This is a genomic window from Mycobacterium heidelbergense, from assembly GCF_050205645.1.
Classification (GTDB): Bacteria; Actinomycetota; Actinomycetes; order Mycobacteriales; family Mycobacteriaceae; genus Mycobacterium; species Mycobacterium heidelbergense_A.
Genome location: NZ_JBNMQT010000002.1, coordinates 50,364 through 65,263, shown reverse-complemented (window position 1 = coordinate 65,263; position 14,900 = coordinate 50,364). Strand labels below are relative to the sequence as shown.

Below are 14,900 nucleotides of genomic sequence, written 5' to 3'. Positions count from 1 at the left end.
AGGGCCAAGCCGCTATCAACCCCGCGCCATCGCTTCCAGCCGGCGGATGCGGTCCTCGATCGGCGGGTGCGTCGAGAACAGCGATCCGATTCGCTCACCCGCACGGAATGGGTTGGCGATCATCAGATGCGCCTGACTGGCCAGCTGCGGCTCCGGCGGCAGCGGCGCCGCCTGTACGCCTCCGGAGATCTTGCGCAGGGCCGACGCCAGCGCCAGCGGGTCACCGGTCAGCACGGCACCCGACTCGTCGGCCTGGTATTCCCGGGAACGCGACACCGCCAGCCGCACGACAGTCGCGGCGATCGGGCCCAGCAGCGAAACCAGCAGCAGCGCAAAGGGATTGTCGCCATCGCGGTCATCGCCGCCGAAGAACATCGCTATGTAGGACAGCGCGGTGATCACCGACGCCAGGGCGCCGGCGATACATGAGATCAGGATGTCGCGGTTGTAGACGTGCGAAAGTTCATGTCCGAGCACGGCGCGCAGCTCACGCTCGCTGAGGAGGCCCAGGATGCCGGTGGTACAGCACACCGCGGCGTTGCGCGGATTGCGTCCGGTGGCGAAGGCGTTGGGGGCGTTCGTGTCGCTGATGTACAGCCTCGGCATCGGCTGGTGCGCGGAGGTGGCCAGCTCGCGCACGATCCGGTACATCGCCGGTGACTGCAGCTCGGAGACCGGCTGCGCGTGCATCGCCCGCAGTGCCAGCTTGTCGCTGTTGAAGTAGGTGTAGGCGTTCATGCCGATCGCGAACAGGACCGCCAGCCACATAGCCGTCCTGCCGAACAGCGAGCCCACCAGCACGATCAACACGGACATACCGACCAACAGGGCGAAGGTCTTCAGCCTGTTGGCATGGGGATGCCAGGTCATCGGTGTCCTCCTCGGACCACTCTGTCGCGGACTTCAGCCTATTGAACGCCTGAAACGGCGGGCGGAGTTCCGCAATCAGCGCTAGCCGTGCCGGCTGATGGTGTAGTCGACCAGCGCCTGCATCGCGTGCCGCCCGGGCACGTCGGGCAAAAGGGCCAGCTCATGGTGGGCTTTTGCGGCATATTGCGCCAGGAAATCTTTGGCCTTGGCCATGCCCGGCGACGCCCGCAACAGCGTCAGGGCTTCGGTCACGGCGTCGTCATCGTCGACGGGCCCGGCCAGCAGCTCGCGCAGCCGCGCCGCCTCGGGTCCGGGTTCGCCCAGCGCGTAGAGCATCGGCAGGGTGTGCACCCCTTCGCGCACATCGGTGCCGGGCAGCTTGCCCGATTCGTGGGAGTCGCTGTCGATGTCGATGATGTCGTCGGAGATCTGAAACGCGGTGCCCACCAGGCCGCCGAGCCGGCTCAGCCGCGCGACCTGATCCTCGTCCGCCCCTGAGAACATGGCGCCGAACTCGCCGGCGGCCGAGATCAGGCAGGCCGTCTTCTCGTAGACCACCTTCAGATAGTGCTCGATCGAATCCGATGCTTCGGCGACACCGCGGGTCTCGCGCATCTGGCCGGTGACCAGCTGAGCGAACGTTTCGGCGATGAGCCGCACCGCATCCGGGCCCAGCCGCGAGACCAGCCGCGAGGCGGTCGCGAACAGATAGTCGCCGGCGAGGATCGCGACGTTGTTGCTCCAGCGCACGTTCGCCGTCGGGGCGCCGCGGCGCACCTCCGCCTCGTCCATCACGTCGTCGTGGTAGAGCGTGGCCAGGTGCACCAGTTCGATGACCGCGCCGGCGATCGTCACCTCCGCGGCGTCCGGGTTGGGTCCGATCTGGGCGGACAGCACGGTAAAAAGCGGCCGGAACCGCTTGCCGCCGGCCTTGAACAGATGCGTCAGTGAGTCGATCATGATCGCGTCGGCGCTGCGCAGTTCGGTGTCCATGAGCTGCTCGATTTTCGCGACACCGTCGCGGACCGTCGCGGCGAACGCGGCGTCGCCGAAGTCCACGCCCGCCACCACCGTCGCCGGAGTACTCACTCGACCAACATACTGGTGAGCGTGGAGACCAAGGCCGACGTGGTGGTCGTGGGCGCCGGACCCGCCGGTTCGGCGGCGGCGGCCTGGGCCGCGCGCGCGGGCCGCGACGTCCTGGTCGTCGACTCGGCCAGCTTCCCCCGCGACAAGGCCTGCGGTGACGGGCTGACGCCGCGCGCCGTCGCCGAACTGGAACGGATGGGCCTAGGCGATTGGCTGGATACCCGCATCAGGCATCGGGGTCTGCGGATGAGCGGATTCGGCGGCGAGCTGGAAGTGGATTGGCCCGGACCGTCGTTCCCGTCGACCGGCAGCGCGGTGGCCCGCTTCGAGCTGGACGACCGGATCCGCAAGGTCGCCGAAGATGCCGGCGCACGGATGCTGCTCGGAACCAAAGCCGTTGCCACCCACCACGACTCATCGCGCCGGGTGACATCACTGACATTGGCCGACGGCACCGAGGTCGGCTGCCGGCAGCTGATCGTCGCCGACGGGGGCCGGTCGTCGTTGGGACGCAAACTGGGCCGGCGCTGGCATCAGGAGACGGTGTACGGCGTGGCCGCCCGCGGCTACCTGACCACCCCGCGCAGCGACGACCCCTGGCTGACGTCGCATCTGGAACTGCGCTCCCCCGACGGCGCCGTGTTGCCCGGCTACGGCTGGATTTTTCCGCTCGGCAACGGCGAGGTGAACATCGGCGTGGGAGCGTTGTCGACCTCGAAGCGCCCGGCGGATCTGGCGCTGCGGCCGCTGATTTCGTACTACACCGACCTGCGCCGCGACGAGTGGGGCTTTACCGGCCAGCCCCGCGCGGTGGCTTCGGCGCTGCTGCCGATGGGCGGCGCGGTGTCGGGGGTGGCCGGGCCGAATTGGATGCTCATCGGCGACTCCGCCGCCTGCGTCAACCCGCTCAACGGCGAGGGCATCGACTACGGCCTGGAGACCGGACGCCTGGCCGCCGAGCTGCTGGACACCCGCGACCTCTCGCGGGTGTGGCCCTCGCTGCTGCAACACCACTACGCCCGCGGGTTCTCGGTGGCGCGCAGGCTGGCGCTGCTGCTCACCTTCCAACGCTTCCTTCCCGCGACGGGGCCGATCGCGATGCGCTCCACAACGCTCATGACCATCGCCGTGCGCGTGATGGCCAACCTGGTCACCGACGACGATGCCGACTGGGTTGCGCGCGTATGGCGCGGCGGGGGCCTGCTGTCGCGGTTCATCGACCGTCGAACGCCGTTCAGCTGAGCCGGAGTTCAATATCAAGTTCGTTGACATAGCATCAGGCCGCTTGATATACATGGGGCATGACTCAGCCAACAGATTTCCAGTTCGAGGCGGCCTACCGCGGTGAATCCCCGTTCGGTGCAGGCGTGCGGCCGCCATGGAGTATCGACGCCCCGCAGCCGGAGCTCGCCGCGCTGATCGAGCAGGGCAGGTTCCACGGCGACGTGCTCGACGTGGGCTGCGGGGAGGCGGCCATCTCGCTGGCGCTCGCCGAGCGTGGCTACAACACGGTGGGCCTGGACCTGTCGCCCACCGCGGTCGACCTGGCCCGTCGCGAGGCCGAGAGGCGGGGCCTGACCAACGTCGCCTTCGAGGTCGCCGACATCAGCGAATTCGGCGGATATGACGGCCGGTTCGGCACCATCGTCGACAGCACGCTGTTCCACTCCATCCCGGTGGAGGCGCGCGAGGGCTACCAGCGCTCGATCCGCCGCGCCGCCGCGCCCGGCGCCTCGTACTTCGCCCTGGTCTTCGACAAAGCGGCGGTGCCGGGAGGCCCGATCAATGCCGTCACCGCCGACGAGTTGCGCGACACGGTGTCCAAGTACTGGGTCGTCGACGAGATCAGGCCGGCCCGCATCCACGCCAACCTGCCCGACAGCGCTCCCGATCTGCCGTTCGCTGGATTCCGCGAAGAGCCCAGCGGCCTGCGGTCGGTCGGTGCCTGGCTGTTGTCTGCGCACCGCGACTGATTTGCCGATTTCGAACCATCGCCGAGGTGTATAGTCCTGCTAATGAGGGGTACCAAGCTGCTTACCAGCGTCGCCATGGCGGCGGCAGCCATCGCGCTGGCCGCGCCGGTGCACGCCGATCCGCCGCCAACTGCGCCGTATCCGACGCCGCGGACGCCGTCGCCGCCCAGCGACTACGACGCTCCGTTCAAGAACACCGTGAACGGGTTCGGCATCTACCAGCCGCAGGACCAACTGGCGTGGCTGGGCAAGATCACCTGTGACCGGATCGGCAGGGGCGTGGACACCGACCCGTACAAGTCGGCCAACTTCATCCAGCGCAACCTGCCGCGCGGCACCAGCGAGGGGCAGGCGTTCCAGTTCCTCGGCGCCGCGGTCGATCACTACTGCCCCGACCAGGTCGGCTTCGTACAGAGCGCCGGTCGCTAGGCCTCGGTCACCGCAGGGCCTTGTACGCGGCGTGCAAGGCCACAATGCCGCCGGTCAGGTTGCGCCACCGCACCGCTGACCACCCCGCGGCCGAAATCCGACCCGCCAGCGTCGCCTGGTCGGGCCAGGACCTGATCGACTCCGCGAGATACACGTACGCGTCGGGGTTGCTGGAGACCGCCCGCGCCACCCGCGGCAGCGCCCGCATCAGGTATTCCTTGTAGGCGGTGGCGAACAGCGCGTTGGTGGGAGTGGAGAATTCGCACACCACCAATCGACCGCCGGGGCGGGTGACCCGCGCCATCTCGCGCAGCGCCGCCTGCGGGTCGGCCACATTGCGCAACCCGAAACTGATTGTGACCGCGTCGAATACGTTGTCACCGAACGGCAGCCGGGTGGCGTCGCCGGCGACCTTCGGCACCTTGCGCGCGGCGCCTGCGGCGAGCATCCCGACCGAAAAATCGGCCGCCACACACCACGCCCCGGACTTGCCCAGCTCCACGGTCGACACGGCGGTGCCGGCGGCCAGGTCGAGCACCTTCTGGCCGGGCGCGATCTTCAGCGCCGAACGCGTCGCCCGGCGCCAGTACCGGTCCTGGCCCAGCGACAGCACGGTATTGGTCAGGTCATACCGGCGGGCGACGCCGTCGAACATCGACGCGACGTCGCGGGGGTCCTTGTCCAGCGCCGCGCGGCTCACCCGGACGACGCTACCGGGTCAATATTGTCGGTACCTTCGCTGGACGTGTTCTTGGCGCACCCTGATCTGCTCCCTGCGCTCCTCGGGAGAGACGGCGCGGGTGGTCGCGGGAAGGTGCTGACGCACGCCGGCCAGCGGTACCTTGGTCGCCGTCGCCGTCGGCAAGTCGGGCGGGGGCGTGGAGTACGTCCACCGCAGGGCCAGAAACCCGCCGCGGTGGCCGGCGGTGTCGAGCCAGTTCGGCACGCCGGGGTCGGTCCCCGCGACCACGTAGCGGAAGGTCCCGTCAGGGTCCGATTCGGACTGAAATCCGTTCAGGCTGCTCGTGTGGTTGGCGTAATCGAGCGATTCGCCCCACAAATTAGAAAGATGGAAGCCCATGTACGCCGGCGCCACGGGGACGGCGACTTCGACGAGCAGCGCCTCGTCGGGCTCAAGGTCGAACACGCCACCGGAGTAGACGTTGGTGCTCTGCCCGCCGCCCATGGCGAGGTTGGCGAGCGCCGGCTCGTTCAGGGCGTTGCGGGGCATCAGGGTGAACCCGTCACCATTCTTGTCGCCGTGCGCCTCCAGCACGACGTCATAAAATTCGTTCCAGAATCTCATCTGGTTTTCGACGATCGTGCCGACGCGACGAAGGTGACGGGACGCCCCGGCCGGATCGATCGGCAGCGGGCGGCCGCCCTCTTTGCCGATCTGCACGATGTGCAGCTCGGGAGATACCTCGTGTTCCCAGTCATGAAAGAGCATGCGGGCGATCAGGAAACGAGCCGTCTCGGTGCCGTCCGCCGTGGACGTGGCGATGAAGTTGCCCGCGTGGCCGGTTGGCCGCTGGGGAGCCAGCAGGATCTCGAAGCGGCCGTCGCCGTCGACCGCGAGGTCGGCGACATCCAACGATCCGGTGACGGCGCGCCCTCCCGGGGCGAGTTCGGCGAGACTGCCGGTGTCTCCGGCGTACACAGTGTGGGCCTCAAAGATGATGTATTGCGGCGCTTTCGGCACGAGCCGGCCACGGACCCGGTAGCCCTTGGCGCCGTCGATCGAGGCCGAGAGGTACAGGGCGTCGGCGTTGTCGATGGTCGCCTTGTCGAGCGGTTGGATGGCGCGCCGGAAGTACGGGAATTCGGGGTCTTCGAAGAAGGCGCGCTCGATCGCGCTGAACACGAAGCCCAGCAGATAGCGGTGCCCTTCCGCCAGGCCCTGTTCGGTCAGCGGTGGCGCGTGCAGCTCGGCGGAGTCGACGGCGTCGCGCGCCCGGGTCATGGCGTCGATCATGTCCGTCCAGGCCGCGCGGAGTTCGACCCGGGTTGATTCAGTGGACATCTGCTTCCTTTCCTTCGGTGTCCCACTGGTATTGATCGAACAGGGCGGCCAGGCGGGTGTGGATTTCTCCGGCGTCGAGGCCGAATTCCTCGAGGCTGTAGCGGTGGGCCGACTCGTGACCGCCCCCGGCGGACGCGAACGCCTTGGCGGCCACCGGACCTAGATCGAGGTCCAACTCCCGATAGATCCGGCGCATCGTGGCGCCGGGTTGCGCGACCAGCTCGCGATAGTCGACGACGACCGAGCGAACCTCGGGATGCCTGGCCAGAACGTCAAGCGGCCGCTGGTAGGTATCGAAGGATTGATCGGCCAGCACGCGCAGCGATTTCGCGATCAGGCGCTCGTCGCGGCCGCGCAGGCCCCATTCGGTCTTCAGCATCTTGAGCAGGCTCGGGATCGTCTCGTCGGGATTACGCATGGGCACAACGAATCTCGCGTCGGGAAACGTCTCGATCAGGGATTCGACGCGACCGCAGAAGGTGGGGTTCTTGCTCAGGTGCGTCCCGCCGCCGTTGAGCGCGATCTGTCGGCGGACGCATTGGGAGTAGAAGTCCATCACCCGGCGGCGCTTGCGTTCGGGCCATTGGTCCACGTGGTAGAAGTCGAGCTCGCCCATGAACGGGAACACCACGATCCAGAAACCCGAACACAGCGACCAGGTGAGAAAGAAGTCGTCCTCTTCGGGGACGAAAAAGCCCGTCTTGTGTATATCGTCGGTCGGCGCGAACCGGCGCTCCTCGATCGCGTCAAGGCGGTGCCGCAGGCGCTTCGCGAACACCGCGGCGTCAAGGGCAAACAGAAGGCGCAACAACCGCTTCTCCAACAGCGACGGGAAGAACAGCTCGTACATCAGGGCGTAGCTGAACTGTGGGTCGGCGGCCATCAGCCGATGCAGGTAGGTGGTGCCGCTGCGGGCGTGCCCGATGCAAAACGTCGGCCCGGTCACCCGCGTGCGGCGCAGCGATGGAAACAGGATCGGATCGAGCGTGAAGCACACGGCGTGGATCGCCGCGATCGTCGGCACGCCGACCAGGAAGCCGAGGTAGCGCGACCAACGCTTCGGCGTCGGCGGGTCCCGGCGCAACAACCCGAGCATGGTCCGGTAGTTGTGCCAGTCAAAGTAGAAGCGCGACCCCAGCATGAAACCTCCTCAGCGCAAGCTGATTTCGGCAGGCTATCGCCATGTATTTGACTATGTCAAGTATATTTTTGGTACGGTGAGGGGCGTGACGTACGCGCCAAAGCGGGATTCCGTGGATTCCATCAGCGCCACGCTTTCGCGAATCGTGCGGCTCAGCGTGAGTCGCTCGGCGTTCGCTCGACAGGCGTCGGCTGCCGATACCGAGCTATCGCAACCCTCTTACATCCTGCTTCGCGTCTTGATCGACGAGGGACCTCTACCGATCGGGCGCCTGGCAACGATGGCGCACATGGACGTCGGGATGGCCACACGCCGGGTGCGGGCCCTGGCCGATGCGGGACTCGTTACACGACGCGGTGATCCGGGCGACGGCCGAGTTTCGGTCATTGAAGCCACGGCGGACGGCGTACGCGCCGCGGGCTCCCTGCACGAGGTGCGCAGGGATCACCTGGCGCGGGCGCTTTCGGACTGGTCGGCGGCCGAGCTCCAACAGTTCGATCGGCTACTGACGAAGTTCCTCGGGGACACGACGAAGACGCCGATCAAAATCTAGCGGCTCGGCTACTCACTCACCCTGCGCATGTCGCCGGAACGACATACGCGCCGGCGCATAGGGCGAAAGCACCGCCTCGTAGTGGCCGAGCAGCTCGTCGCAGATGACCGGCCAGCTGCGGCCGAGCACGCTGCGCCGAGCGGCGTGCGAATAGCGGTGGCGCTCTTGGAGCAGGTGCGCGACAGCGCCGGGTAACCGCGCCTCGAACTCGTTGACTCCCAACAGGAGTCCGGTTCGCCACGGCGCGACCAGGTCGCGGGGTCCGCCGGCGTCGGGGGCGATCACCGGCAGCCCCGACGCCAGCGCTTCCTGCACGACTTGGCAGAACGTCTCGTGCTCGCCGGTGTGCACGAAGACGTCCATGCTGGCATACGCTTCGGCGAGCTCCTCGCCATACAGCGCACCCGTGAAAACCGCTGTGGGCATGGCCAGTTGCAGCTTGCGTTGGTCCACGCCGTCGCCGACGATGACAACCTGCACCGACTCGTCGGCGGTCAGCGCGGCCAACCGCTCGGCGTGCTTTTCCGGCGCAAGGCGACCGACGAACCCGACGATCGGCTTGCCCTGCGGCGACCACCGCCGCCGCAGCGCCTCGCTGCGCGCCGACGGCGCGAACCGCAGCACGTCGACACCGCGTGCCCATCGGTGTACCCGCGGAAACCGGTGGGCCACAAGAGATTCCATGGTCACGCTGGATGGAGCCAGGGTGCGGTCGGCGAGGCTGTGCAGGTGGCGGAACCACGCCCACGCCGCGCGTGCCGTCATCGGAATCCCGTAGCTGGCCGCAAAACCGGGGACGTCGGTTTGGTACACCGCGACCGTCGGCACCCCCAGCCGCCGGGCGGCCTTCACGCCGCCGTAACCGAGCAGCGCCGGCGACGCCAGGTGCATGACGTCGGGATTGAAACCGCGCAGCACACTGAGCAGCCGGGGCATTGGCACACCGAGCGGCAACGTGGTCACCTTGGGGAACATCCGCGACGGCACCCGATGTATCCGCACGCCGTCGTGAACCCGATCCGCCCGGGGCTGGCCCGGCGGGTTGTCCGGCGCGATGACGAGGGCTTCGTGACCGGTGCGGCGCAGATGCTCCAGGATGCGCAGCACCGAGTTGCTGACACCGTTGACATTGGGGAGGAATGATTCGGCGACGATTGCAACGCGCACGCCATCACAATGCCAGCATTGCCTGTCGTCAAGGTTGCCGACTGGCATACGGGGCGCGAAATCTGCTGCTTAAGGGCCTAAGACGGTGACTCGCCCGGCTCCTTGCCGCCCTTCACGCGGCCGTCCAGCCGCCTGTCCAATAGCGCCAGAGCGACCAACACGGCGCCGGCGGCCAGCCAGGCCACCACCGCGATGGACCCCGCCGGGATGATCGCCAGCCCGGCGTTGCGGTGCTGCACGCGGACCAGGTTCGGATCCCGCTTGTTGTATTCGACGTAAATTCGCATGCCGGTTGACAATTCCGACGGATACAGCACACCCAGCTCGGGCCGATACGTGATGCGTTCGGGCGTGACGAATTCGATCGTGGATCGCCGTGGGCCGGCGCTGAGCACTTCGGCCTGCGCGACGCCCATGTTGCGTCGGATGGCAAGGTCGTCGCGCCAGGCGCCGGCGACCAGCAGCACCGACTGCAGCGTCACCAAGCCGGCCACGATCAGCACCGCAATGCGTACCCACCGCAACACGATTCTCGGGCGGGTCTTCGGTGGTTCATCACTGCGGCCGTGAATGAGGATGCGCAACAACGTCTTCGGCGATATCACACCGATCCTCATAGGGCCGCCTTGATGGCGGCGTGCAGCTGTCGCAAGGAAGACCGGTCAGCCTTGACTTCCAGCACCCGCATACCGGCCCCGGGTTCGTCGAGGGCCGCACTCAGCTCTTCGACCTCGATCTGCCGGCTCTCCACGTGGTAGGCGCGACACAGCGCGCCCACGTCGACGTCGTGCGGCGTTCCGAAGATCCGCGACGACACGTCGGAGAACCGCGGGTCGCCCTGCTCGAGGAGTTCGAAGATGCCGCCGCCGTTGTCGTTGGACACCACGATGGTCAGGCGTCGCGGTGTCGGCTCGGTGGGGCCGATCAGCAAACCGGAGCTGTCGTGGACGAATGTGAGGTCACCGATGAGCGCGACCGTGCGTCCCTCGTGGGGCCCCTCAAATGCCAAAGCCGCCCCGATCGCGGTCGAGACGGTGCCGTCGATGCCGGCGACGCCGCGGTTGGACCGGACCTTGATGCCGTGCGTGTTCAGGCCGACCAAGGCTGCATCGCGCACCGGGTTCGACGCGCCGAGCACCAGCTGGTCGCCCGGGCGCAGCGCGTCGGAGACCGCGGCCGCGACATGCAGGCCGGTGGTCAGCGGGTGGGCCGCGAGCTGGCCCCGGACCGCGGTGACGGCGTGGCGGTTCATCTCCGCGCAGCGGTGCAGCCACGCCGGATTCGGCGTCCCGGTGGTGACGGCCCGGGTGCCGGTGGCCTGCGAGTTACCCGAGACGTCGGGCCAGCGCGGCCCGGTGGTGAGGGCGAACACCGGCACCTGCGGGTCGGCCAGCAGCGCCGACACCGGCCGGTGCAGTGTCGGGCGGCCGAGCATGATCACCTGCTTGGGGCGCAGCAGCGGCAGCGCCAGGGGATGCAGCGGGTTGGCCGGGGGCGGGGCCGTCGGCTCGGCGACGGTGGGCAACTGCGCCAGCTCGGGCTGCGCGCCCGCGCCGTGCCCGGCGATGACGACCGTGTCGGGCGACAGGTCGATGTCCAGCGGCTGGTCGAAGCTGACCGCTGGCGTGTAGGTCCACGGTTTGCCGCCGGGCCGGCCCGGCGGCGTCACCGATTGAGGGTCCCGATCCGGCACCAACGGTTCACGCAGCGGGATGTCGAAGTGCACGGGGCCGGCGTTGGCGGTGCGAGAACCCGTGGCGGCCACCAACACTCGGCAGGTGGCCGATCGCCAGGTGGCGTTGAACTCGGGCATGCGCTCGGGCGCGTCCTCGGCCAGGCCCAGGCTGATGGTGGCGCGAACCTGGGTGCCGAAGTAGCCCAGCTGCTCCATGGTCTGGTTGGCCCCGGTGCCGAGCAGTTCGTAGGGCCGGTTGGCCGAGAGCACGATCAGCGGCACCCGCGCGTAATTGGCCTCCACCACCGCCGGGCCGAGGTTGGCCACGGCCGTGCCCGACGTCATCGCGACGCACACCGGCGCGTCGGCGGCGATCGCCAGACCGATGGCGAGATAGCCGGCGGTGCGCTCGTCGATGCGGACGTGCAGCCGGAGCCGGCCGGAACGATCGGCGTCCTGCAACGCGAATGCCAGCGGGGCATTGCGCGAGCCGGGGCACAGCACCACGTCGCGGACGCCGCCGCGGATCAGCTCGTCAACGACGACGCGAGCCTGTGTCGTCGAGGGGTTCACTCCTACAGGGTGTCACAGGGCCGCTGAACAGGCCTCAGGCCTTGTCGTCGGCGAAGAACTTCAACATCTCGGCGTTGACGACCTCGGGCCGCTCGAAGAATCCGAGGTGACCGGTGTCGGGGATCTGCACGTAGCGGCCGTTGGGTATGGCGTCGGCCACCTCGCGCCCCAGGTGCGGTGGCGTCACCAGGTCGTCGCCGAAGCCGATGACGAGCACCGGCGCCGAGATGCTGCGGTAGGAGGGCAGGCGATTGGTCTGCGGGGAAATGTTCAGCTGGCAGCGCGTTCCCGGGGTTTGCTTGGCCGGCCACGTGCTGAACATCGCGATCCAGTCCGCGACGGCCACGTCGTCGTTGAGGGTCTTGCGTGAAAAGCTTTCCATCAAGCGCATTTTCGCTTCGTAGCCGGCGGGTAGCTTGGCACCGGACTGGTAGAACTCGTTCTCGGCTTGGTGAAAGAACTCCCGGGCGCGGTCCAGGCGGCCGCGCGTCGCCATCAGCACCGCGGCGCTCACCAGATCGGGCCGGGCCACCATGAGTTCCTGGGCGATGTAGGAGCCCATCGAGACGCCGACGACTCGGGCCGGGGCGGCGCCCAGCTTTTCGATCAGGGCCGCCGTGTCGGCCACCATGGTCTGGGTGGTGAACCCTTCGGCGTTTTCGGTGGCGCCGATGCCGCGATTGTCGAAGGTGATGCAGCGATACCCGGCCGCCAGAAACGCCGGCACCTGATGCGGCAGCCAAGTGCGCCCGGCACCGCCGTGGCCTGCGATGAAGACGACGGGTTCCCCCGTTCCGCGGTCGTCGTAAGCCAGGTTGGTCACTCGGAGCACGTTACAAGCAGCGGGTGGCAGGCCTTGACCCGGTCGATCCACCACTGCCGCCGCTCCGGCGGCGCGCCCAGCGCCCCCAGCCGCGCGGGATCGGGCGTCACAGGCGCGACGGCCAGGCTCCCGTCGACGGGTGCGGCGCGCTCGGCGACATCCTCGGCGAACAGGCCGCCGGTGCCCAGCCCGCAGGCATGGCGCAGGTGCGGCAGGGCCGCCGCGGCGGTCAAGCCCTGGCCTATGCCGACCGCCGAGTCCAGCGCGCTGGAGACCACGAGCGGGATGTCGATCCGTGCGGCGATGTCGAGCAGCGCCGAAACCCCGCCCAGCGGAGCGACTTTCAGCACCGCGACGTCGGCGGCGCGGGCGCGGACCACGGCGAGTGGGTCGTCGGCTTTGCGGATACTTTCGTCGGCGGCGATCGGCACGTCGATGCGCCGGCGTAGTTCGGCGAGTTCGTCGACGGTGGCGCACGGTTGCTCGAGGTACTCGAGCGGGCCGTCGACGGTCAGGGCGGCCGCGGCCCTGGCCGCCTCCTCGACGCTCCAGCCGCCGTTGGCGTCCACCCGCACGGTGGGGCACAGCTCCCGCACCGCGTTGACGCGCTCGACGTCGTCGGCCAGCGTCTGTCCCGGTTCGGCGACCTTCACCTTGGCGGTGCGGGCGCCCGGAAACCGCGCCAGCACCTCGCCGACCTCATCGGGGGGAACGGCCGGCACGGTGGCGTTGATCGGGATCCGGTCGCGTCGCGGCGGCGGCGGGCGGCGGTAGGCGGCCTCGATGCCCGACGCCAGCCACGCGGCGGCCTCGGCGGGCCCGTATTCCACGAAAGCACCGAACTCGCCCCAGCCCGCCGGGCCCTCGATCAGCGCGACCTCACGGGTGGTGATGCCGCGGAACCGCACCCGCATGGGCAGCGCCACCACGTGCAGGCGGTCCAGCAGGTCGTCCAAGGCGGGCTTCACCGGCGGTAAACCTGGCGGCCCGCCAGAAACGTGGCGCGCACGTCGAGCTCGGCGATCTGCTCGGGCGGCACGGTCCGGGGATCGGCCGACAACACCACCATGTCCGCGTACTTGCCGACCTCCAGCGAGCCGATCACGTCGTCGGCGAACAGCTGCCAGGCGGCGTCGATGGTCTGCGCGCGGATCGCCTGCTCGACCGTCAGCCGCTCCTCGGGCGCCAGCACCCGGCCGCTGGGCGCCGTCCGGGTCGCGGCCACGCTGATGTTGCGCAGCGGCTCCTCGGGCGTGACCGGCGGGTCGTTGTGCAACGAGATACGCATGCCGGTGGCCACCGCGGAACCCGCTGGCATCCAACGGGATCCGCGCTCCGGCCCGAACAGACCGTCGACGAGGACGTCGCCCCAGTAGTGGATCTGGTCGACGAAAATGCTGCACGTGACGCCGAGCGCGGCGGCGCGCCGGAGTTGGTCGGGCCGGATGGCCCCGACGTGTTCGAGGCGCAGCCGGTGGTCGTCGCGCGGATCGCGGCGCAGCGCCTCCTCGTAGACATCCAGGATGGTGTCGACGCCGGCGTCGCCCTGCACGTGGCAGGCCATCTGCCAGCCCAACGGAAAGTAGGCGCCGACGATTTCGGTCAGCTGCTCGGCGGTGTAGTTGGCGCATCCGCAGGAGCCGGGCGTTACGCCGATGGTGCGGGTTGCGTCGGTGTCCAAGTACGGAAAGGACAGGGCGATGTTGCCGATCCACGGGGAGCCGTCCACCCAGATCTTGATGCCGACCTGACGCAACATGTCGTCGCCCTCCCCCGGCGCCACGGCGGTGGACATCTGCGGGTTGGACACCTCATAGGTGCGCAGCCGCACCGTCAGCTGCCCGCTCAGCTGCTCGACCAGCGGCCGGAAATTCGGGTCGAACGCCATCTCCGAACACGTGGTCAGCCCGGCCCGGTTGAGCCGGGCGCATTCGGCGAGCAGCATCGCCGGGTAGCTATCGGCCTGGATGGCGCCGCCCAGCAGCGGAAACACCGCGCCGATCTCCTCGGCGGTGCCATCGAGTTCTCCTTTGGCGTCGCGGCCGAACTTGGCGCCCTTGGGGTCGGGGGTGTCGCGGGTCAGGCCGTTGAGGTGCGCGGCGTGCGAGTTGAAGAAGGCCTTGTGGCCGGAGTTGTGGATGATCACCAACGGTCCGTCGGGCGCGATCTCGTTCAGCCAGGCCAGCGTGGGCTCCGGAAGTCCGGGCTGCAGCAGCGGATCCCACCCGTTGAGGTAGGCGCCGTCCGCGCCCCGCTTGCTCACTTCGCGCCGGACCGCCGCGACCACGTCGTCGGCGCCGCGGAGGGTGACCGGGCGGATGTCGACGATCCGCTCCGACAGCGCGACGGCCTCCATCAGCGGATGACCGTGCGCCTCAACGAATCCCGGCATGATGCAGCCTCCACCTAGCGAGCCGACGTCGATGGTCTGGGTGCCTTGACCTATCAGGCCCTCGACGTCGGACCGGGCGCCGACGGCGATGATCCGGCCATCGGCAACGGCGACGGCCTCGGCGGTGGGGCGCGCGTCGTCGACGGTGAGCACGGTCCCGGTGATGACGACATCTGCCTGCGTCATGTGCAG

At 68.6% G+C, this 14,900-nt stretch carries 15 protein-coding genes; 4 read left to right on the top strand and 11 right to left on the bottom strand.

The genetic code is table 11. The features are described from left to right. Positions 1-15: 15 nt before the first annotated feature. Both htpX and grcC1 read right to left on the bottom strand, forming a co-directional pair. Complete coding sequence (htpX, locus tag ACQI5H_RS01765; RefSeq protein WP_427077726.1) at positions 16-870, bottom strand: zinc metalloprotease HtpX; 855 nt, start codon at positions 868-870, stop codon at positions 16-18. Positions 871-951: 81 nt separating this feature from the next. Continuing rightward, the gene (gene grcC1 / locus ACQI5H_RS01760) at positions 952-1,959 is read right to left on the bottom strand and encodes a nonaprenyl/(2E,6E)-farnesyl/geranylgeranyl diphosphat synthase (RefSeq protein WP_427077725.1); all 1,008 of its coding nucleotides are present in this window, start codon (positions 1,957-1,959) and stop codon (positions 952-954) included. Between the two features lie 15 nt (positions 1,960-1,974). On the opposite strand from grcC1, the gene menJ reads away from it, so the two are divergent. Genes menJ through ACQI5H_RS01745 form a run of 3 tightly spaced genes read left to right on the top strand, consistent with a single transcriptional unit; the run spans position 1,975 to position 4,361 of the window. Further along, entirely contained in the window at positions 1,975-3,201 is a 1,227-nt protein-coding gene (gene menJ / locus ACQI5H_RS01755; RefSeq protein WP_427077724.1) for a menaquinone reductase, read from the top strand. A gap of 59 nt (positions 3,202-3,260) precedes the next feature. Beyond that, on the top strand, positions 3,261-3,932 hold the full coding sequence (locus ACQI5H_RS01750) for a class I SAM-dependent methyltransferase (RefSeq protein ID WP_427077723.1): 672 nt from the start codon (positions 3,261-3,263) through the stop codon (positions 3,930-3,932). Between the two features lie 42 nt (positions 3,933-3,974). After that, a complete protein-coding gene (locus ACQI5H_RS01745; protein WP_427077722.1) occupies positions 3,975-4,361 on the top strand; it encodes a DUF732 domain-containing protein in 387 nt (128 codons plus the stop codon). A 7-nt stretch (positions 4,362-4,368) separates the two neighbouring features. On the opposite strand, the gene ACQI5H_RS01740 is transcribed toward ACQI5H_RS01745, so the two are convergent. From ACQI5H_RS01740 to ACQI5H_RS01730, 3 genes are read right to left on the bottom strand one after another with little or no spacing between them, the layout of a single operon-like run. Then, positions 4,369-5,061 carry a demethylmenaquinone methyltransferase gene (locus ACQI5H_RS01740; protein ID WP_427077721.1) on the bottom strand — a complete coding sequence of 231 codons (693 nt, stop codon included), beginning with the start codon at positions 5,059-5,061 and terminating at the stop codon, positions 4,369-4,371. An 18-nt stretch (positions 5,062-5,079) separates the two neighbouring features. Continuing rightward, complete coding sequence (locus ACQI5H_RS01735; protein WP_427077720.1) at positions 5,080-6,384, bottom strand: DUF1214 domain-containing protein; 1,305 nt, start codon at positions 6,382-6,384, stop codon at positions 5,080-5,082. After that, positions 6,374-7,525 (bottom strand): sulfotransferase family protein, encoded by a 1,152-nt coding sequence (locus ACQI5H_RS01730; RefSeq protein ID WP_427077719.1) that lies wholly within the window; start codon positions 7,523-7,525, stop codon positions 6,374-6,376. Before ACQI5H_RS01730 ends, ACQI5H_RS01735 begins: the two co-directional genes overlap by 11 nt. Here ACQI5H_RS01730 and ACQI5H_RS01725 point away from each other — a divergent pair. After that, a complete protein-coding gene (locus ACQI5H_RS01725; protein ID WP_427077718.1) occupies positions 7,524-8,078 on the top strand; it encodes a MarR family winged helix-turn-helix transcriptional regulator in 555 nt (184 codons plus the stop codon). The two genes, ACQI5H_RS01730 and ACQI5H_RS01725, sit on opposite strands and share 2 nt — an antisense overlap. Positions 8,079-8,090: 12 nt before the next feature. Here ACQI5H_RS01725 and ACQI5H_RS01720 read toward each other — a convergent pair whose 3' ends face one another. The 6 genes from ACQI5H_RS01720 to ACQI5H_RS01695 form a co-directional block, all read right to left on the bottom strand. Next, positions 8,091-9,245, bottom strand: coding sequence for a glycosyltransferase family 4 protein (locus ACQI5H_RS01720; RefSeq protein ID WP_427077717.1), 1,155 nt, complete (start codon positions 9,243-9,245; stop codon positions 8,091-8,093). Between the two features lie 77 nt (positions 9,246-9,322). After that, positions 9,323-9,850, bottom strand: a complete 528-nt coding sequence (locus ACQI5H_RS01715) for a DUF3592 domain-containing protein (RefSeq protein ID WP_427077982.1) — start codon at positions 9,848-9,850, stop codon at positions 9,323-9,325. Positions 9,851-9,858: 8 nt separating this feature from the next. Continuing rightward, positions 9,859-11,493, bottom strand: coding sequence for a 2-succinyl-5-enolpyruvyl-6-hydroxy-3-cyclohexene-1-carboxylic-acid synthase (menD, locus tag ACQI5H_RS01710; RefSeq protein ID WP_427077716.1), 1,635 nt, complete (start codon positions 11,491-11,493; stop codon positions 9,859-9,861). 34 nt (positions 11,494-11,527) lie between these two features. Continuing rightward, positions 11,528-12,316, bottom strand: coding sequence for an alpha/beta fold hydrolase (locus ACQI5H_RS01705; RefSeq protein ID WP_427077715.1), 789 nt, complete (start codon positions 12,314-12,316; stop codon positions 11,528-11,530). Next, a complete protein-coding gene (locus ACQI5H_RS01700) occupies positions 12,313-13,284 on the bottom strand; it encodes an o-succinylbenzoate synthase (RefSeq protein ID WP_427077714.1) in 972 nt (323 codons plus the stop codon). Before ACQI5H_RS01700 ends, ACQI5H_RS01705 begins: the two co-directional genes overlap by 4 nt. Next, positions 13,281-14,894, bottom strand: a complete 1,614-nt coding sequence (locus tag ACQI5H_RS01695; protein WP_427077713.1) for an amidohydrolase — start codon at positions 14,892-14,894, stop codon at positions 13,281-13,283. Before ACQI5H_RS01695 ends, ACQI5H_RS01700 begins: the two co-directional genes overlap by 4 nt. Between the last annotated feature and the right edge of the window lie 6 nt (positions 14,895-14,900).

Excerpts from the sequence above, each read along its gene's own strand:
- ACQI5H_RS01745 (WP_427077722.1), top strand. The coding sequence starts at position 3,975 with ATGAGGGGTACCAAGCTGCTTACCAGCGTCGCCATGGCGGCGGCAGCC.
- ACQI5H_RS01750 (WP_427077723.1), top strand. The coding sequence starts at position 3,261 with ATGACTCAGCCAACAGATTTCCAGTTCGAGGCGGCCTACCGCGGTGAA.
- ACQI5H_RS01695 (WP_427077713.1), bottom strand. The coding sequence starts at position 14,894 with ATGACGCAGGCAGATGTCGTCATCACCGGGACCGTGCTCACCGTCGAC.
- ACQI5H_RS01730 (WP_427077719.1), bottom strand. The coding sequence starts at position 7,525 with ATGCTGGGGTCGCGCTTCTACTTTGACTGGCACAACTACCGGACCATG.
- htpX (WP_427077726.1), bottom strand. The coding sequence starts at position 870 with ATGACCTGGCATCCCCATGCCAACAGGCTGAAGACCTTCGCCCTGTTG.
- ACQI5H_RS01725 (WP_427077718.1), top strand. The coding sequence starts at position 7,524 with ATGAAACCTCCTCAGCGCAAGCTGATTTCGGCAGGCTATCGCCATGTA.
- ACQI5H_RS01735 (WP_427077720.1), bottom strand. The coding sequence starts at position 6,384 with ATGTCCACTGAATCAACCCGGGTCGAACTCCGCGCGGCCTGGACGGAC.